Source organism: Lactobacillus sp. ESL0259, from assembly GCF_003693045.1.
In the GTDB taxonomy this organism is placed as follows: domain Bacteria; phylum Bacillota; class Bacilli; order Lactobacillales; family Lactobacillaceae; genus Lactobacillus; species Lactobacillus melliventris.
Map to the genome: position 1 here is coordinate 52,900 of NZ_REHP01000006.1, position 19,458 is coordinate 72,357.

At 36.9% G+C, this 19,458-nt stretch carries 16 protein-coding genes; 14 read left to right on the forward strand and 2 right to left on the reverse strand.

The genetic code is table 11. The annotated features are described in order from the left end of the window. Positions 1–3: 3 nt before the first annotated feature. The 10 genes from F5ESL0259_RS04100 (at position 4) to F5ESL0259_RS04145 (ending at position 10,136) form a co-directional block, all read left to right on the forward strand. Positions 4–234 carry a YozE family protein gene (locus F5ESL0259_RS04100; protein ID WP_046324806.1) on the forward strand — a complete coding sequence of 77 codons (231 nt, stop codon included), beginning with the start codon at positions 4–6 and terminating at the stop codon, positions 232–234. A 51-nt stretch (positions 235–285) separates the two neighbouring features. Continuing rightward, complete coding sequence (gene ylqF, locus F5ESL0259_RS04105) at positions 286–1,125, forward strand: ribosome biogenesis GTPase YlqF (RefSeq protein WP_046324807.1); 840 nt, start codon at positions 286–288, stop codon at positions 1,123–1,125. Next, entirely contained in the window at positions 1,122–1,877 is a 756-nt protein-coding gene (locus F5ESL0259_RS04110; RefSeq protein ID WP_122037568.1) for a ribonuclease HII, read from the forward strand. Before ylqF ends, F5ESL0259_RS04110 begins: the two co-directional genes overlap by 4 nt. 45 nt (positions 1,878–1,922) lie before the next feature. Further along, complete coding sequence (gene dprA, locus F5ESL0259_RS04115) at positions 1,923–2,753, forward strand: DNA-processing protein DprA (protein WP_122037569.1); 831 nt, start codon at positions 1,923–1,925, stop codon at positions 2,751–2,753. Between the two features lie 81 nt (positions 2,754–2,834). Then, entirely contained in the window at positions 2,835–4,946 is a 2,112-nt protein-coding gene (topA, locus tag F5ESL0259_RS04120; protein WP_122037570.1) for a type I DNA topoisomerase, read from the forward strand. 85 nt (positions 4,947–5,031) lie between these two features. Further along, the gene (trmFO, locus tag F5ESL0259_RS04125; protein WP_122037717.1) at positions 5,032–6,348 is read left to right on the forward strand and encodes a methylenetetrahydrofolate--tRNA-(uracil(54)-C(5))-methyltransferase (FADH(2)-oxidizing) TrmFO; all 1,317 of its coding nucleotides are present in this window, start codon (positions 5,032–5,034) and stop codon (positions 6,346–6,348) included. Beyond that, positions 6,349–7,275 carry a site-specific tyrosine recombinase/integron integrase gene (gene xerA, locus F5ESL0259_RS04130; RefSeq protein WP_122037571.1) on the forward strand — a complete coding sequence of 309 codons (927 nt, stop codon included), beginning with the start codon at positions 6,349–6,351 and terminating at the stop codon, positions 7,273–7,275. It abuts the gene before it with no gap. Beyond that, positions 7,275–7,799: an HslVU peptidase proteolytic subunit gene (gene hslV, locus F5ESL0259_RS04135; protein WP_046324812.1), complete on the forward strand. Its 525-nt coding sequence runs from the start codon at positions 7,275–7,277 to the stop codon at positions 7,797–7,799. The genes xerA and hslV overlap by 1 nt, the downstream gene beginning before the upstream one ends. 18 nt (positions 7,800–7,817) lie before the next feature. Then, entirely contained in the window at positions 7,818–9,227 is a 1,410-nt protein-coding gene (gene hslU, locus F5ESL0259_RS04140; RefSeq protein WP_110446070.1) for an ATP-dependent protease ATPase subunit HslU, read from the forward strand. A gap of 18 nt (positions 9,228–9,245) precedes the next feature. Further along, the gene (locus tag F5ESL0259_RS04145; RefSeq protein ID WP_110446071.1) at positions 9,246–10,136 is read left to right on the forward strand and encodes an aldose 1-epimerase family protein; all 891 of its coding nucleotides are present in this window, start codon (positions 9,246–9,248) and stop codon (positions 10,134–10,136) included. Positions 10,137–10,290: 154 nt separating this feature from the next. Here the strand turns inward: F5ESL0259_RS04145 and plsY are convergent, their stop codons facing one another. Next, entirely contained in the window at positions 10,291–10,926 is a 636-nt protein-coding gene (gene plsY, locus F5ESL0259_RS04150) for a glycerol-3-phosphate 1-O-acyltransferase PlsY (RefSeq protein ID WP_046324815.1), read from the reverse strand. A 95-nt stretch (positions 10,927–11,021) separates the two neighbouring features. Between plsY and parE the strand changes: the two genes are divergently transcribed. The 4 genes from parE to F5ESL0259_RS04170 all read left to right on the forward strand — a co-directional run bounded on the left by parE (position 11,022) and on the right by F5ESL0259_RS04170 (position 17,583). Next, on the forward strand, positions 11,022–12,980 hold the full coding sequence (parE, locus tag F5ESL0259_RS04155; RefSeq protein WP_194240777.1) for a DNA topoisomerase IV subunit B: 1,959 nt from the start codon (positions 11,022–11,024) through the stop codon (positions 12,978–12,980). Positions 12,981–12,996: 16 nt separating this feature from the next. Continuing rightward, positions 12,997–15,450 carry a DNA topoisomerase IV subunit A gene (gene parC, locus F5ESL0259_RS04160; RefSeq protein ID WP_122037572.1) on the forward strand — a complete coding sequence of 818 codons (2,454 nt, stop codon included), beginning with the start codon at positions 12,997–12,999 and terminating at the stop codon, positions 15,448–15,450. A gap of 139 nt (positions 15,451–15,589) precedes the next feature. Next, on the forward strand, positions 15,590–16,525 hold the full coding sequence (locus F5ESL0259_RS04165; RefSeq protein ID WP_122037573.1) for a LysR family transcriptional regulator: 936 nt from the start codon (positions 15,590–15,592) through the stop codon (positions 16,523–16,525). Positions 16,526–16,653: 128 nt separating this feature from the next. After that, a complete protein-coding gene (locus tag F5ESL0259_RS04170; RefSeq protein WP_122037574.1) occupies positions 16,654–17,583 on the forward strand; it encodes a manganese-dependent inorganic pyrophosphatase in 930 nt (309 codons plus the stop codon). Between the two features lie 41 nt (positions 17,584–17,624). Here F5ESL0259_RS04170 and F5ESL0259_RS04175 read toward each other — a convergent pair whose 3' ends face one another. Next, complete coding sequence (locus F5ESL0259_RS04175; RefSeq protein ID WP_034979176.1) at positions 17,625–17,984, reverse strand: helix-turn-helix domain-containing protein; 360 nt, start codon at positions 17,982–17,984, stop codon at positions 17,625–17,627. Positions 17,985–19,458 lie beyond the last annotated feature (1,474 nt).

A 19,458-nucleotide genomic window follows, 5' to 3' on the forward strand; every position in this document is an offset into this window, starting at 1 on the left:
AAATTGGCCTATAGAGAAAGTTTTTATCGTTATTTGATGACTCAGCGCAATGCTGATTCAAATGATGAAGTTGCACAATTTGCCAATAACGCACAAAATGATCAGACTTTTCCTAAACAAGAACAGAATTATGAGAAATTATCTGATTATCTTGAGCTCAATGCTGGCTATTTACCAAGTATGAGCATTTTTGATAAAGCATATCAAATGTATCGTGAAAAGATGACGTATTAATTTAAAGCTTCCTTGAAATTTGAAGCCATTTTAGTTTGGGAAAGGCAGATAATGGTTAACATTCAATGGTATCCGGGGCATATGAATAAAGCTCGAAATCAACTTGAAGATAAAATGAGCTTGATTGATGTCTTCGTTGAAGTTTTGGATGCAAGAATTCCTCAGTCTTCACGTAATCCAATGATCGAAAAATTGGTGGGAGATAAGCCACATTTAATTATTTTGAATAAGGCAGATTTAGCTGATCCAGTAATGACCAAAAGATGGCAAAAAAAATTTACCACCAAAGGAAAATATGTGATGGCTTTGGATTCTCTTCATAACACCAATATGCAGATATTAGTGAAAATGATTAAAAAAGCTGCTGCTAATAAAATTAATAAGTTGACCCAAAAAGGGGCAGTCAGCCCAGTGATTAGAGTGGCTATTGCCGGCATACCTAATTGTGGTAAATCAACCATTATTAATCGTCTTGTAGGCCGAAATGTGACTCAAGTTGGTAATAAACCGGGAGTGACAAAGGGCCAAAATTGGTTAAAAACTACTGAAAATATTCAAGTCTTAGATACTCCAGGTATTTTATGGCCTAAGTTTGAAGACCAAACAGTTGGATTAAAGCTTGCCGCTCTTGGTGCCATCAAGGATACTGTTTTTAGTGCCGATGATGTTGCTTTATTTGTTTTATCAAAATTGCGCAAACATTATTTAAACGATTTAAGTAAGTTTGCTCGCACACCAAAAGCTGAAATTGAACGAATTAATGATACTGATTTGTTATTGGCATTAACTGAAGAATACGGCATGCGTGATGATTATGATCGCTTTTCTATGTACCTATTACAAAGGCTGCGCAAGGGAAAAGTAGGAAGGATTACATTAGATCGCATATGACGATTGGAGAAATCAAAAAATTACTTGCTAAGGATGCAGTTAGTCCAGAAGATTTGAATATCTTAAAAAATGATACGCGTGTTGGTGTGCAGAAATTACTACTTAGTTACAATAATCGTCAGCAAAAATTAGCTAAGAAGAAAGCGGCTTTTTTAAAAAGATTTGCATATGAAAAAACGTTTTGGGCAAAAAAGCAAATAGTTGCTGGCGTAGATGAGGTGGGCAGAGGTCCATTAGCCGGTCCGGTGGTGACAGCTGCTGTAGTCATTGATAACAGTTTTGATCTAATTGATGTTAATGACTCTAAAAAATTAAGCGCCAGTCGGCGTTTAGAATTATATCCATTAATTTTAGAAAAAGCAGTTGATGTGGCAATTGGAGTTAAAAGTCCTGAGATTATTGATAAAGTAAACATATACGAGGCAGACCGGTTGGCAATGGCTGAAGCGGTAAAGGATTTACATGTTAAAACTGATGCCTTGCTGGTTGATGCTATGCAAGTACCGGTGAATCTACCGCAAATTCGATTAATTAAGGGAGACTCTAAGTCAAACTCTATTGCCGCAGCTTCAATTGTAGCTAAAGTTTTTAGGGATAAATTGATGGCGGATTATGCGCGAATTTATCCTGAATACCATTTTGACGAAAATGCTGGTTATGGCACTCAGACTCATATTCAAGCACTTAAGAAATACGGACCATGCCCGATTCACCGCAAGACTTTTGCACCTGTAAATTCCTTTTATCAATAAAAAATATTCCTCCTTTTTACGTATTTGTATTTAGGAGGTTTTTTTATGAAAATTACCAGCTTTCTTTTGCGCTTGAAATTACAAAAAAACATCGGTTATGTTAAGATGTTACGGGTTGCAAGTCAGTTAAATGTTGATGAGGTCACTATTCAAACTATCAAAAATTTGGACTTGACAAGCAGCTTGATTAAAACCTGCATTAATGCTTATAATGACATGCATGCAGATAAAATGATTAAAAGAGTAGAAAAACAATGTCAAATTATCAGTTTTTTTGATTCTGAATATCCTGAGAACTTACGTCAAATATACCAGCCACCGTTAATTTTATTTTTACAAGGTAATGTACAATTGCTGCAAAAAAACATCGTAACAATAGTCGGCTCACGGCAGGCAACCAATTACAGCAGTATTGTTTTGAATAAGATTGTACCTAACTTAATAAAGAATGACTATGTTATTGCCAGTGGCTTGGCCAAAGGCGTAGATGTAATGGCACACAAAGCAACATTAAATTATCATGGTCAAACAATAGCGGTGGTAGGTAATGGCTTAAATCATTATTATCCCATGGTAAATTGTCATGTGCAGGAACAGATTGCACAAAAGGGGTTAATACTAAGTGAGTACCTGCCAGATACTCCGCCTAAGCCATTCAGATTTCCTCAACGAAACAGAATTTTAGCTGGTATAGCTGAAAGTGTAATTGTCACAGAAGCCAAGCAAAAATCTGGCTCTTTAATTACAGCTAATTTAGCTTTACAAGAAAATCGTAATATTTATGCTGTTCCGGGACCAATTACCAGTGAGCTTTCTCAAGGACCTAATAAACTCATTCAAGCAGGAGCTTATCCCATTACTGATTTTGATTTCTAACTTGAAAGATTTGACAATTAGTAGTTAAATATTCTATTCTCAATTAAGTATTTAAAAAAGAATTTAATGAGGAGGCTTTTGATGCCTACTAAATCAAAGCCAAAGAAACGTAAAAAAACATTAGTCATAGTTGAGTCTCCGGCAAAGGCTAAAACTATTGAAAAATATTTGGGGCGTAATTATCGTGTTATCGCTTCAAAAGGACACATTCGTGACTTACCTAAATCACAGATGGGAATTGACTTCGACCATAATTATAAGCCAAAGTATATTTCAATTAGGGGTAAGGGCGATACCATTAAGGAACTTAAGTCTGAAGCTAAAAAAGCTAAAGATGTTTATTTAGCATCCGACCCCGATCGCGAAGGCGAAGCCATTGCCTGGCATGTTGCCCATGTTCTTAATTTAGACCAAAAAGACAAAAATCGAGTTACTTTTAATGAAGTCACTAAAGATGCCGTCAAAAACAGTTTTAAAAATCCTCGAACCATCGACATGGATACTGTTAACGCGCAACAGGCCAGGAGAATTCTGGATAGAATTGTGGGCTACTCTCTTTCTCCTATTTTATGGGAAAAAGTTAAAAAAGGCTTGAGTGCTGGACGTGTTCAGTCAGTTGCTTTAAAGCTGGTGATTGATCGGGAAAAAGAGATCAAGAACTTTAAGCCCCAGGAATACTGGACAATTGATGCCGAATTCAAAAAAGCGGCCAAGACTTTTAAAGGTCAATTTTGGGGTATAAACGGCAAGAAGACTGATTTACCCGATAATGATGCCGTACAAAAAGTTCTAACTCAAGTCGATAAAAAGAAAATTTTTCAGGTTGAGAATGTGGTTAAACGTGAGCGCCGGCGCCAACCAGCTGCTCCGTTTACTACTTCCACTTTGCAACAAGAAGCCAATAAGCGCTTGAATTATCGTACTAGAAGAACAATGAGTATTGCTCAACAATTGTATGAAGGAATTAGTCTGGGTAAGCAGGGTACTGTTGGTCTAATTACTTATATGAGAACGGATTCCAAGCGTACTTCTCCCATAGCGCAGGCTGAAGCTTCCAAATTTTTAAACGAGAAATACGGTAAAGAATACGCTGCCAAAGGGGCTCGCCATTTTAAAAATCAAGAAGATGCTCAAGATGCTCACGAAGCAATTCGTCCAACTAGCGTCTATCGAACACCAGAGTCGCTTAAATCCGTTTTAACAACTGAACAGTATCGTTTGTATAAATTAATTTGGTCCCGCTTTTTAGCCAGTGAAATGACCCCAGCTGTATATGATACGGTAAGAGCAGATATCACTCAAAATGGGATAATTTTTAGAACAACTGGTTCTAAAATGAAATTTGCCGGTTTTACCAAGGTTTATGACAACCAGCAGGAAACCAATATTGAACTGCCGGAATTAAATAATAGCGATGAAGTCAAACTGACTAAATCAGATAATAAGCAACATTTTACCATGCCACCTGCTAGATATACCGAAGCAAGTTTGGTTCATGCGCTAGAAGAAAATGGTGTCGGTCGGCCTTCAACTTATGCGCCTACTATTGATACAATTCAGCGGCGTTATTATGTTAAATTGGATGGTAAAGCGATTGTCCCAACCGAGTTGGGAGAGATCGTAGACAATTTAATTGAGCAGTTTTTCCCTGACATCGTCAATATCGATTTTACAGCCCAACTCGAAAATGACCTTGACGGAATCGAAGAGGGTAAGAAAAACTGGGTTAAAGTCATTGATGAATACTACCATCCCTTTAAAAAAGAATTAGACAAGGCCGATGCCGGTATTAAAAAGGTGCAAATTAAAGATGAGCCTGCAGGATTTAATTGTGACATCTGTGGCGCACCAATGGTTATTAAAATGGGACGTTATGGTAAGTTTTATGCTTGTTCTCGTTTCCCTGATTGTCGTAACACTAAAGCAATAGTGAAAAAAGTAGGCGTTACCTGTCCTAAATGTGGTAAGGGTGACGTAATTGAGAAAAAGTCTAAGCGTAACCGTAAATTTTATGGTTGCTCGCGCTACCCGGATTGTGATTTTGTTTCCTGGGATAAACCGATTAACCGTAATTGTCCCAACTGTGGTCATTTTCTCATTGAAAAGAGAAATAAAAAGGGGCCTGTTGTCCTCTGTCCGAACGGCGATTATAAAGAAGAAGCTAATAATGAGAAAAACCCGATAGAAAGTTAAATTTATGTTAATATCATCAGATCATTTGTGGTTTGATGATATTCTTGTATATAAGAAAATAATTTTAGTAAAGGAATATGATGATATGCCTGAAAAAGTAACTGTAGTCGGTGGTGGCTTGGCTGGTAGTGAAGCAGCTTGGCAATTAGCCAAACGTGGAATCACGGTTGATTTTTATGAAATGCGTCCGCAAAAAATGACACCTGCTCATAAAACAGACCAGCTGGCCGAACTGGTATGTACCAACTCAATGCGTTCGAATCAATTATCTAACGCGGTTGGATTATTAAAAGAAGAAATGCGGCAACTTGATTCATTAATTATGGCGGCTGCTGATCAATCTCAAGTTCCTGCAGGAGGAGCACTTGCAGTTGATCGGACTGAATTTAGCGGCTATGTCACAAGCAAGTTGCACTCTTTACCTAACATTAATTTTCATACAAAAGAAATTACACAAATCCCGTCTGACACGATTGCCATTGTTGCAACGGGTCCTTTAACTAGTGACAAGCTTGCCGCAGAAATACAAAGGTTTTCTGGTGCAGAAAGTTTGCATTTCTTTGATGCCGCAGCTCCGATAATTGCTGCTGATTCGATCGATATGAATATCGTTTATAAGAAATCACGTTATGACAAGGGAGAGGCTGCATACTTAAACTGCCCCATGACAAAGCAAGAGTATGAGAATTTTGCGCGGGAATTAGTCAATGCCGAAACGGCTGAAGTTCATGATTTTGAAAATAGTGACGTTTTTGAAGGTTGCATGCCGATTGAGGTCATGGCAAAAAGAGGACCTAAGACAATGCTTTTTGGTCCCCTTAAGCCGGTAGGGTTAGAAGATCCGACTACTGGTAAAATTCCTTATGCTGTGGTTCAGCTCAGGCAGGATAATGCAATAGCATCAATGTATAATATAGTTGGTTTCCAAACGCATCTTAAATACGGTGAACAGAAACGGGTTTTTTCAATGATTCCCGGACTTGCTCATGCTCGTTTTATTAGGTACGGTAAAATGCATCGCAATACTTATATGGCTTCACCAGCAGTTTTAACTCCAGCGTATGAGGCAAAAAAGCAGCCTGGTTTATTTTTTGCTGGTCAAGTTACCGGGGTTGAAGGTTACGTTGAAAGTGCCGGCAGTGGTCTTGTTTGTGGAATTAATGCTGCCAGAAGAGCTAATGGGCAAGAACCGGTGACTTTTCCCAAATTAACTGCTTTAGGTTCGATGGCTAATTATGTCACTAGCGCCGATATTAAGCATTTTCAGCCAATGAATGCCAGCTTTGCACTAATTCCTGGACTAGAAGGGCGTAAGATCCGTAATAAGAAAGAACGTCATTTACAAATAAGCCAGAGAAGTTTAGAGAACTTAAAGGAATTTCAACAGAAAGTATTGAATTAAATGAATGAACAACAAGATGATTTACTAGTTCTTTTTACCGACTATTTACTCAATGAGCGTCAGTACAGCCCTAAAACAATTGTCTCCTATCAAACCGACTTAAAATCTGCAAAAAGGTTTTGGCAGGATTCAGGGGGATTTGATGGTTGGGAAAAAATAGGTAGAAGAGACATTGAAATATATCTGCAGCACTTAGCCGATCAAAATTTAGCGCGTTCGACACAGTCGCGCAAGATGTCTAGTCTTAGGTCGTTTTACCGCTTTTTAACTAGACGCAAAATTGTTAAAATAGATCCAACCCAGACTATAATTCTGCGTGCTAAGGAGCGCAAACTACCTCAGTTCTTTTATGCTCCTGAACTTAAGCAGGTTTTTGACTCATTATCTGGAACTGACCCGTTAACTTTGCGCAACTTGGCATTAATTGAATTGTTTTATACTACGGGGATGAGGGTCAGTGAAGCAAGCAATTTAAAAGGAAAACAAATAGATTTAGATTTAAAGATAATTTTAGTTCATGGTAAGGGCAATAAAGACCGTTATGTTGCTTTTGACGATCAGACTAAAGCTGCTTTAATCAAGTACCTAGAAGATGGACGCAAGCAGCTTTTAAATGATCAGGAAGATTCTGGCTATGTATTTCTAAATAACACGGGAAAGCGGCTAACAGAACGCGGTATCGAGTATATAATGCAAAAAGTTTTCAACAAAGCCGGCATTAATGGTAAAGTACATCCACACGAGTTGCGCCATTCATTTGCGACGGCAATGTTGAATAACGGCGCGGACTTGCGTAGTGTACAAGAACTCTTAGGCCATGATAATTTGTCAACTACTCAAATATACACGCATGTAACTATGAGTCATTTGCAGGCAAACTATGAAAAATACTTTGCTCGCAACGATAAGAAAGATGGGGCAAAATAATGACAACAATATGTTCAGTAAAATTTAATGGTAAAACCGCAATTGCTGGTGATGGACAGGTTACTTTAGGAGAAAAAGTAATAGCCAAAGCTACTGCCAAAAAAATAAGACGAATTTATCATGATCAAGTGGTAATTGGTTTTGCTGGTGGTGTAGCTGATGCTGTCAGTCTGCAGGATATGCTTGAAGGCAAACTGGAAGCTTTTGGTGGAGATTTACGCAGGGCAGCCGTTGAAATGGCCCAGGCTTGGCGTAAGGATGCCACTTTGCAAAAGCTGGAAGCAATGCTGATTGCGTTTAATGAAAAAGATCTTTTGCTAATCTCAGGTAACGGTGAAGTGCTTGAACCCGATGAAAATGTAGTGGCGATTGGCTCTGGCGGAAATTTTGCCCAAGCGGCTGCAATTGCAATGACCAGACATTCTTCTAATATGACTGCCAGTGAAATTGCTCATGAAGCCGTTGAAATAGCCTCTGGAATTGATATCTTCACTGATGATCAGATTATCACAGACGAATTGTAATAACGGAGCGTAAAAAATATGGAAACCAAAACACCTAAACAAATAGTTAACTTACTTAATGAATATATAATAGGGCAGGATGAGGCCAAGAAGGCTGTTGCTGTTGCTTTGTATAATCGTTATCGCAGAATGCAACTGCCAAAGAAAATGCAAGAGGACATTACCCCCAAGAATTTGTTAATGGCTGGCCCTACTGGTGTTGGTAAAACAGAAATTGCTAGAAGGCTGGCCGCAATTGTCAACGCCCCATTTGTTAAGGTAGAAGCTACAAAATTTACTGAAGTTGGCTATGTGGGCCGTGATGTGGAATCGATGGTCCGCGATTTGGTCAATGAAGCGGTTCGTATGGAAGAAAAGGATCAATTTGACCGTGTTCGCCCTCAGGCAGCTAAAGAAGCCAATAAAATTTTAGTACGCTTGCTTGTACCCGGAATTAAGCGTGATAAACGCAAGAATCAAATGCAGGAATGGCAAGACATGATGTCGATGATTATGGCGGCTGGTCAAAGCAATGATCAGACTGCGCCAGCAGATCAAGAAGAGATAACAGATGATATTCGCAATGAGAGATTGACTGTTTCAGAACAGCTAAATAAGGGCCTGCTTGAAAATCGTGAGGTTACAATCGAAGTTGACCAGGCTCCAAAGGTTAACCCGATGGGTGACATGATGGGGCAAATGGGAATAGACATGAGCTCAATGCTCAATGATTTAGTACCTAAGAAGAAAATCAAACGAACTCTCCTTGTCAAAGATGCCCGGGAAGTTTTAATTCAGCAAGAATCCCGTAAATTGGTTGATTATGATTCCTTATATCAAAAGGCAATTGAACGTACCGCCAATAATGGGATCATTTTTATTGATGAAATTGATAAGATTACAGCTGGCAACCAAAAAACTTCTGGAGAAGTATCGCGTGAAGGAGTACAAAGAGATATTTTGCCAATTGTTGAAGGTTCAACAGTTCAAACTAAATATGGCCCGGTAACTACAGACCATATTCTCTTCATTGCAGCTGGCGCTTTTTCAGAGTCCAAGCCGAGTGACCTTATCCCCGAATTACAAGGACGTTTCCCAATTAGAGTGGAACTTAATGCCTTGTCAAAGGATGACTTCGTTAAAATACTTAAGGACCCAGAGGACTCATTATTAGAACAATATGTAGCATTGATGAAAGCCGATGGGATAAAGTTAGTCTTCACACAAGAAGCAGTTGAGCGGATTGCGCAAATTGCTTACGATGTTAACCAGGGAACAGATAATATTGGTGCCAGACGGTTGTCAACAATTCTTGAGAAGTTGCTGGAAGATGTCTTATACGAAGGACCGGACATGACAATGGGAGAAATTACTGTAACTGAAGCATATGTTAATGAAAAACTTAGTGATATAATAACAAATAAAGATCTAACTAAGTTCATTCTTTAACAAAGGTGATGATTAAACATGAATTACACTATCAAAAATAGCATTCTTAAAGTTGAAATCGCTAGTAAGGGTGCTGAAGTGCAAAGTGTAAAAAGTTTACATAGTGGATACGAGTATATTTGGCAGGCAGATCCTCAAGTTTGGAATAGACATGCACCTGTTCTTTTTCCAATAGTCGGCAGACTAAAAAATGACGAATATACTTACCAAGGGAAAACATATCATTTAACTCAACATGGTTTTGCCCGTGATTTAGAGTTTAAAGTGGTGCGTCATACAGATGAAAGTATTACATTTTTGCTGACTGACTCTGAAGAGACCAGGAAGGTTTATCCGTTCAAGTTTGAACTACGAGTGAATTACAATTTACTCAATAATCTCTTAGAAGAAAACTTCACTGTTGTTAACAAAACGGATGGCGAAATGATCTTTGGTATTGGTGGTCACCCTGGATTCAATATTCCTACAAGTAATACCTTATCTAAGGAAGATTTTTACTTTAGTACCAAACCTTCTCGTGCGCGTGTTCATATTCCTTTGAAGGGCGCATTTCTAGATTGGCCTAATCGGTCGTTGGCTTCTACTAATAGCTTAATTACTCTTAGTGATCATCTATTTAAAAATGACGCGCTGATTTTTCAAATGCGCGGCCACGATAATAGGATATCTTTAAAAACTGATGCTAATAATTTTCATGTAAATGTGTGGTTGCGAGATGCACCTTTTGTGGGTGTGTGGTCACAATACCCGACAACTGCAGATTATGTCTGTATTGAACCGTGGTGGGGGATAGCAGACCGCTTTGATACCAACCAAAAGCTGGAAGAGAAGTATGGTATGAACCATCTGGAAGCGGGAGAGACTTTTACTGCTGGTTTTAGCATGGCTTTCCATGACCAAGACGAATAAATTTTGAGTTCAAGATAATAGACGCAAAAAAGGAAGTACCAGACTTCCTTTTTTTATATCACCAAAATAAAAATTAAATATTGCGAACAAGTGTTCATACATCTATAATATAATAGCTAGCTGTTGAGGCTAGCCGTATTTATTTGCTATGCAATTATAGTTTGTGGTGCTTTTTCTTATACCAATACCACAAGCCAAAGGGAATAATATTTTCTTGGTGCTGCAATAAGCGTTTAATATTGCTTCTGTGACGAATAAACAAGATAATCATGATGCAGCCAACAATGATCTCCAAAAAAACATCATGAAAAAAGAAAGTTGCAATAAATATCAGAACCACAGCAATCAGGCTTGAAAGGCTTACATAAGACGTGATAAAAACTAATGGTAGAAAAATAAGAGCACAAATGCCAAAGAACTTGAGATTATAACCTAAGAAGAGGCCGGCACTGGTTGCTACAGCTTTACCGCCCTTAAATTTGAGAAAAATAGAGAATGTATGTCCTAAGATCGCCAGACCACCCGAAATTAATAGGATATATTTGGGCACATTAAGATGGAATATCCTTGGCAAGTTGGTAGCGAGTGTTCCTTTTAAAACGTCAACGATGAGAACTACACTGCCGGCAAATGGTCCGAAGACGCGAAAAGAGTTGGTGGTACCGATATTGCCGGAGCCATAGTTTCTAATATCTTCAGCAAAAAAGATTTTACCGACGATCACGCCTGTAGGAAAAGACCCTATTAAATATGCTAGAATAAATATCAGAATTAAATTTAAATTTATCATTTTTATCCCACTCTCTTAAAGTCTAATGCTATTTTAGCAGAGATTATTGCGTTTGCGGGCTAAATAATAAATGATTTTTAACTGGAGGAGTCTATTTGGTTAAAACAAATAAAAAAATAAATTCTTATGATGACTCATCAATTCAGATTCTTCATGGTCTGGAAGCCGTGCGTAAACGGCCGGGAATGTACATTGGGTCGACTGATGTGCATGGCTTAAACCAGCTAGTCTACGAAATTGTAGATAACTCGGTTGATGAAGCAATGGCCGGATTCGGTAACGAAATTGACGTGACGATTCATAAAGATAACAGTGTGACGGTTCGTGACTTTGGCCGGGGTATGCCTACTGGAATGCATAAATCGGGTAAGCCCACTATCGAAGTCATCTTAACCGTTTTACATGCTGGGGGTAAGTTTACCGAGCAAAACTACAAAACTTCAGGTGGACTTCATGGGGTTGGATCCTCTGTGGTTAATGCTCTTTCCAGTTATATGGACGTGAAAGTTGTGCGAGAAGGCACTGCTTATGAAGAAGAGTTCAAAGATGGTGGTCATCCAGTTGGAACTTTAAAATGTTTGGGTAAAACTAAAGAGCCGACAGGCACTACCATTACTTTTAAACCTGATGAGAAAATTTTTTCAACAATCAGATATAAGTATGAAACTATTCAAGAGCGCATCAGAGAGTCTGCTTTTCTGTTAAAGGGCGTACGCTTTGTTTTAACTGACGAACGTGAACCCGAACATCATGATGACTTTAAATATGATGATGGCATTAAAGCTTTTGTCTCATATCTCAATGAGGGTAAAGATTCTTTAAGCGATGTTTTTTATTTTTCCGGAAAACAAGATGAAATTGAAGTTGAGTTTAGCGGTCAATACAGTGACAGCTACTCAGAAAATCTGGTTTCTTTTGTTAATAATGTGCGCACTTCAGACGGTGGTACTCATGAAGTAGGAGCTCGTAGTGGCTTTACGCGTGCTTTTAACGATTATGCCAAGAAACAAGGCTTGTTAGGGAAAAAAGATAAAAATATTGACGGGTCGGATTATCGTGAGGGCTTAAGCGCGGTTTTATCAGTTAAGATTCCAGAAGAGCTATTGGAGTTTGAAGGGCAGACTAAAGGTAAATTAGGCACTCCGCAAGCAAGATCTGTAGTTGATGCGATTGTCTATGAAAAAATGTCTTACTACCTAATGGAAAAAGGTGAGCTGGCTCAAGAGCTGGTAAAAAAGGCGCAAAGAGCAAGGGATGCTCGTGAAGCTGCCAAAAAAGCGCGCAATGAAAGTCGAAATGGTAAAAAACGGCGCAAAAAAGAAGTGCTTTCAGGTAAGTTAACTCCAGCACAATCACGCAACCCCAAAAAGAACGAATTATTTTTGGTTGAGGGTGACTCAGCTGGTGGTTCCGCAAAACAAGGTAGAGACCGTAAGTTTCAGGCTATCTTGCCTTTACGTGGTAAAGTTTTGAATACCCAAAAGGCCAAGCTCCAAGATATCTTTAAGAATGAAGAGATTAACACCATGATCTACACTATCGGCGCCGGAGTCGGAGCTGAATTTAACGTGGAAGATTCCAATTACGATAAGGTAATTATCATGACGGACGCCGATGATGATGGTGCCCATATTCAGATTTTGTTGTTAACCTTTTTCTACCGTTATATGAGGCCAATGATTGAACATGGTAAAGTTTATATTGCTCTGCCTCCTCTTTATCGTCTGCAAAAAGGTCGTGGTAAAAAGGCTCAAGTGCAATATTCCTGGACCGATGAAGAGCTTGCTGCCGCTGAAAAGAAAATGGGTCGCGGTTATACTTTACAGCGATTTAAGGGACTGGGAGAAATGAATGCCGAGCAATTATGGCAAACAACTATGGATCCGGAAACCAGACTGCTTATTCGGGTCAAAATCGATGATGCTGCTTTGGCAGAACGGCGCGTTACCACATTAATGGGAGATAAGGCTGGAGCCAGACGAAAATGGATTGAAGAAAATGTTAAGTTTAGATTAGGCGATAACACTTCAATTTTAGAAGAAGAAAATGAATAAAAGAGGTTTTTAATTAATGGCTACAAAAGAACGAATTCGTGAAATGCCGCTTGAGCAGGTCATGGGTGAACGTTTTGGAAGATATTCCAAATACATTATTCAGGAACGGGCCTTACCGGATATTCGTGACGGGTTAAAACCCGTGCAAAGAAGAATCCTTTATGCCATGTTCCAAGATAACAATACTTACGACAAACCATTTAAAAAAGCAGCTAAAGCTGTGGGTAATATTATGGGTAATTTTCACCCTCATGGTGACAGTTCAATTTATGGAGCTTTAGTCCACCTCTCACAAGATTGGAAAATGCGTGAGCCATTAATTGAAATGCATGGTAATAACGGCTCAATGGACGGGGATGGCCCCGCAGCTATGCGTTATACTGAATCTCGTTTGAGTAAAATATCTAACATGTTACTGCAGGATATTGATAAAAATACAGTCAATATGGTCCTGAATTTTGACGATACCGAATATGAGCCCACCGTTTTGCCGGTACGTTTTCCCAATTTACTAGTTAATGGTTCTACCGGTATTTCAGCGGGTTACGCCACGGAAATACCACCACATAATTTAACCGAAGTAATTGATGCCACTATCTATTTGTTAAAAAATCCTAATGCCACTCTTGACGATCTGATGCAATTTGTCAAAGGTCCTGATTTTCCAACTGGTGCCATCGTTCTGGGTGAAAAAGGCTTGCGTGAAGCTTATGAAACAGGACGTGGCCGTATTCAGGTAAGAGCTAAATCTTCTATTCAAGAAATAAGAGGGCACCGTGAGGAAATTGTAATTACGGAAATTCCTTTTGCTGTTAATAAAGCACTGTTAGTTAAAAAAATGGATGAGATTCGGCTTAACAGAGAAATTGATGGTATAGCTGAGGTTCGGGATGAAACTGACCGTCATGGTTTGTCAATTGTAGTCGAATTGAAAAAGGGCGCCGATGCACAAAATATTTTAAATTATCTCTTTAAAAATACTGAACTGCAGGTTTCCTATAATTTCAATATGGTTGCGATTGATCACATGACGCCAATGCAGGTTGGTTTAAAGCATATCTTGTCTTCATACTTAGAACATGAAAAAGAAGTAGTTACCAAAAGAACTAAGTATGATTTAAATAAAGCTGAAGAACGTCTGGAAATTATCCAGGGCTTGATTCATGCCATGGACATTTTAGATCAAGTTATCAAAGTCATTCGGGCATCAAAGAATAAGACCGAAGCTAAGAAAAATTTGTCTAATGAATTTGAATTTTCAGCTCGACAAGCAGAAGCAATTGTTTCTTTGCAACTATATAGACTTACTAATACCGATGTAGATGCTTTAGTTAAAGAGCAAACGGAATTAAGCGAAAAGATAGCTCGTTTTAAGGAGCTTTTATCTAATAACAAAACTTTGGAAAAGGAAATAGTTAAAGAACTATCACTTGTTAAAAAAGAATTTGGTAATCCAAGAAGGACCGAAATTTCTTCTGCAAATGCTAAGATCCAAATTGATGAAAAAGCTCTAGTAGCCGATGAACAGGTACGTGTGTTGATAAGTCGCGATGGCTACTTGAAAAGATCTTCTATTCGTTCCTGGCAGTCAAGTGATGATGAGGATAACGGCTTGCCAAGCGGGGATGATGTAGTATTTGAAAAAACAGTATCTACTTTAACCAATTTATATCTTTTTACCAGTCGGGGAAATGTCATTTACCGTCCAGTAAATGAACTAGTTGAGGCAAAGTGGAAGGAAACTGGCCAACATTTGTCTCAAGAAATTGGTTTAAATGAGGATGAAAACATTATTCGTGTATTTGACTTTGACAATTTAAAGCAAAGTGTCAACTTTTTACTTGCTACCAACGATGGCTATATCAAACAATTACAATTAAGTAATTTGCAACCTACAAGAACTTATCGTTCACGAGCAATTACAGCGCTAAAAATGAAAAAACCAGACAGTATGGTCGTCCGCGTTGATTTAGTTAAGAGTAACAGTAATGACGAAATAATTTTATTTACTCATAACGCATATGCTATTCGCTATAATTTGGCAGAAATTCCAGAATCTGGCGCCAAATCGTTTGGAGTAAAGTCTGTCAATCTGAAGCCTGCGGACTATGTCATTTCATATATCTTAATAAATCCTGACTATCTTGACCTGGTTCATGTTGGAATCATTACACAAAGGGGAGCATTTAAACAATTTAAAGCTGATTTAGTAAATAAAGTATCACGGGCTAAACGAGGAGTACTTGTATTAAGAGAACTTAAAACTAAACCTCACCGCATTGTTGCAGTTACGTCTTATGGGCAAGACCATACTCTGATTGTAACCACTAAGAGTAAGAGGCATATAAAGATCTTAACTAGTGCTTATCCGTTAGGTGATAGATATTCGAATGGTTCATTTGTGATTGATACTACTAGTGACGGGGAGCCAGTTAATATAAAACTAAGTAGGCCATTAAGCAATAATTAATTTTAGTTTATTTAATGATATCAATAAATTGTGAAAGTGCTTTATTGAATTACAATAATACTTTGACACAAGGGGGTTTTTGATTGATAATAGCATATATATAGAGCCATATTATTGTTAAGATAGAAGGAATAATTTTATGCCTAAAACAGATACAATACTCTCAACCAAGTCCTTACATTATTTTTTGCAATTAATTGATACTATGAATTATACCCAGGCAGCCCAGATCCTGGGCATTACTCAACCGGCTTTAACTCAACAAATTAAGAAAATCGAGCATGCAATTGGAACACCGTTATTTGGGCAGATGGGCAAAAAGCTTTACCTAACGGAAGCGGGTAAGCAATTGCAAACTGGAGCGATTCAATTGCTTGGAACCATTAATTCTGTGGTTAGTGATATTCAAGAATTTACTCAGTCTGATAAGGGTAATATTGCAATCGGTGTTTTAGAAAGTGTTGATTCTGATCTCCTCAGACGGTTTTTGATTGAGTTTAACCAAAAGTTTCCGAATATAACTATTAGTGTCTCTTATTTTAACCGGAAAGATCTTTGGTATAATCTTGATAATAATTTAATTGATTTAGGGTTGCTTTATGTTCCTGAAACTGCTAAGAAAAGTCAATCCAATATTCAGAATCAGTATGAACGAATGAAAGTCACACAAGAGAGATTGACAATTTTGACACACAATTCTAAATTTAAGGCAAAAAAGGCATACCCAGTTTCCAAATTCTTAGGAAAAAATTGGGTACTTTATCCGGATAGTTTTTACTTAACTCAATTGTTAAAAGATAAATTAGGCTCTAAATTAAATGCTAAAAACGGGTTAAATGTTCCTTTAACCTTTACTTCAACCAAGCAAATGGTTGATACAGCGCAGGAAACTGATTATGAGACAGTTGTAGGTGAATCATATTATCAGCTCCACCAAGACGAAATTGATTTAACACCAGTATTTTTAAAAGGTGTTCCCAAATTTACAACATCAATTATTTATCGCAAGGGTAAGAGAGAAGTTCCTCGGATTGAAAACTTTTTAGCCGAATTTAAAAAGTTTTTGCAAGCATAATTCTTCATACATGTGCTAAGACATAATAAATTATTTAAACTAAAATTTACATTTTACTGGGAAGAAAAGGTTTTATTAGGTAAACTAGAAGATAAGTAAAAAATTTAAAAGAAACAGGGGAAAGTTAAATGGAAAAAGAATTAGTTTTTGGTCATCAAAATCCAGATACAGATGCCATAGGAACTGCAATTGCTTATTCATATTTGCAAAATAAATTAGGCTACAATACAGAAGCGGTTGCTTTAGGTGAGCCTAACGATGAGACAGCCTTTGCGTTAAAGAAATTTGGTTTTGAAGCACCAAGAGTTATTAAAACAGCTGCTAATGAAGTGCAGAAGGTAATGCTAGTCGATCATAATGAACCGCAGCAAAGCGTTTCCGATATTGATAAAGTAACTGTAACTCATGTGGTTGACCATCATAGAATTATGAATTTTAATACAAGTATGCCTCTGTTTTATCTTGCAGAACCTGTAGGTTGCACCAGTACGATTATGTTTGGACTGTACAAGCATTTTAAGGTGGAAATTCCCCAAAATATTGCTGGAATTATGCTCTCTGCAATAATATCAGACACATTATTGCTAAAATCGCCCACTACTACTGAGAGAGATAAAAAGGCCGTTCAAGAACTTTCAGAAATTGCTAATGTGGATTACCAAAAATATGGTTTGGAAGAATTGAAGGCTGGTACTAATATAGCAAGTAAATCGGAAGAAGAATTAATTGATTTAGATGCTAAATCATTTGATTTGAACGGTAAGAACGTTCGGGTTGCTCAAATCAATGTAGTTGACTTACCAGAGGCTTTGGAACGTAAAGAGGCTTTCTTAAAGACAATGAGCGATTCAGCCAAGTCTGAAGGCTACGATTTATTCATGCTGCTTATAACTAATGTACTTGACTCAGATTCAACTGCATTAGTTATAGGTTCAGATGAGGCTTTGGCTTCATTTGAAAAGGCATTTGGTGAGGTTAAGGATTCTGAAATTAGCTTGCCAGGTGTTGTTTCAAGAAAGAAACAGGTTGTGCCACCGTTAACTGAAGCTTTTAAGTAATTTAAAAAACACGAAATAGAGAAAATCTATTTCGTGTTTTTTTAATCTTTGTTAATTTCCTTAGCCAAAATGATGAATGATTTGCATACTCTTTCAGCTTTGTCAGGTGACATTTTTCTAAGTTCATTAAGAACCTTCTTAATAAATACTGGAGTATTATCTTGATGATTTTCAACTTTAACTTCTTTAAAGCGATAGGCATTCATAATAATATCTGGTGTAGTTGTATTTAAGGCTCTGGCAATGGAGTCAAGCTTTTGAATACTAATATTCTGGTTTTTGGTACGCTCAAGACGGGAAATAAAATTGACCGATAAATCGCTTAATTCAGCGAGATCCTCCTGGGTTAATTTCTGTTCACGTCGCCTGCGACATATTTCTTTTCCTAAATTTATACTCATGGAATAAATTCAACCCTTTCAAAAAAATAAATCCATATTCTATAATAACAGATTAATTATAGAATTAAACATTAAAATAAAAAAATAATGAATAAAACACTTGCTTTTAGCAAAATTAAACTCAAACTAAATGTTTTAAACTATACCCCACATAGTATTGTAAGCTATTTTTTGAGAAAATAAAATAAAAAAGCACCAATTAATAACCTTAAAGTGAAAAAGGAAAGAGTGGCAAATATTATATTAAAGACTGCTTTCGCTTGCCAAGTCTGCGAGTAGAAAGGCGCTTGTTTAAAAAAGAGAACAACTAATTGGGTTTATATATTTATAAAACCTAGAAAGCGCTTTTATTTATATTTTTCCATATTTATGCTAGTTATTTTGAATATAGAAATTAATGACGTATAGTTTAACTATATTTTGGGGTAGTATTTTATATCTGTTCGCATAATTCTTATATTGTAAATTAAAATTAAAACTGAAGTTTCTATCTAAATCAAAAATACACTGTCAGTCTTTATCAGAAAACTTTTGGCAACTTTTGAATATCAAGTAATTTTTGTTTGAGTTCAAGCGGGTGATTTAGGTTTGATATATTTCATCATACTGCAGTAGTAATATACAACTTCGTATAATATATATTATGTAAAGTTATATTAAAAATTCAGGATAGAGGGTTAATCAACAAATACATTGGTTAAAATATTTATGTTGACACAAGTATTTAGAGTCTTTTAAAATTAACTGATCATTTAACAGCAATTAATTATCTCAGTAGTAATTTAAATTTTTCTTACATAGATAGATTTCCATCTTTGAATTCACAAAATTTAATATAGAAACAACTAGTTCTAAATCGTAAAAGTTTATGTATTAAGTGGCAAATCATCATAAGTGTGAATCGTTAATGTAAGTGGTAAGTTTAGTGTCTTTTTAATTGGTATAAAGAAAGTGTGCGATTTACTGGAAATAGTAATTTGGTGTTACATTTATTTTATTGCTTTCATTAAAATTATAGTTTTAATGAAAGCAAATAAAGGAAGTATTGCAGTCAAAATTTTCTTTATATCAGACTCTAACGCTCACACAAAGTTAGCAATTAGCGCGTAAGTTTTTAAACGAGATATTTTAAATTGTTGCTTTAAATATGTTAATGTATAGCTTAAAAATAAAGCTGTTTCCCCTCTTTTAAAGTAAGCTGCAGCTAGCTCCAATTACCTGGTTTTCTCTCCTAATGCTCTATAATTTTGATCTGAACACTCTATTTTTAGTAATTAATTATCAGGCTTAAACAACTAAATAATATTTAACAAATCACCCTCTTAATTTCTAGCAAATTAAACCGCAGTTCAAAAATCTGTGCGATAAATGTACTTGAGCGACTATCTGTTTGATTTTTCCCCTTTCTTTAAGGTAACCAAGAATAAAAAAGACAAACATACATTCTGATTTTGCTTTATAATAGAATACATAA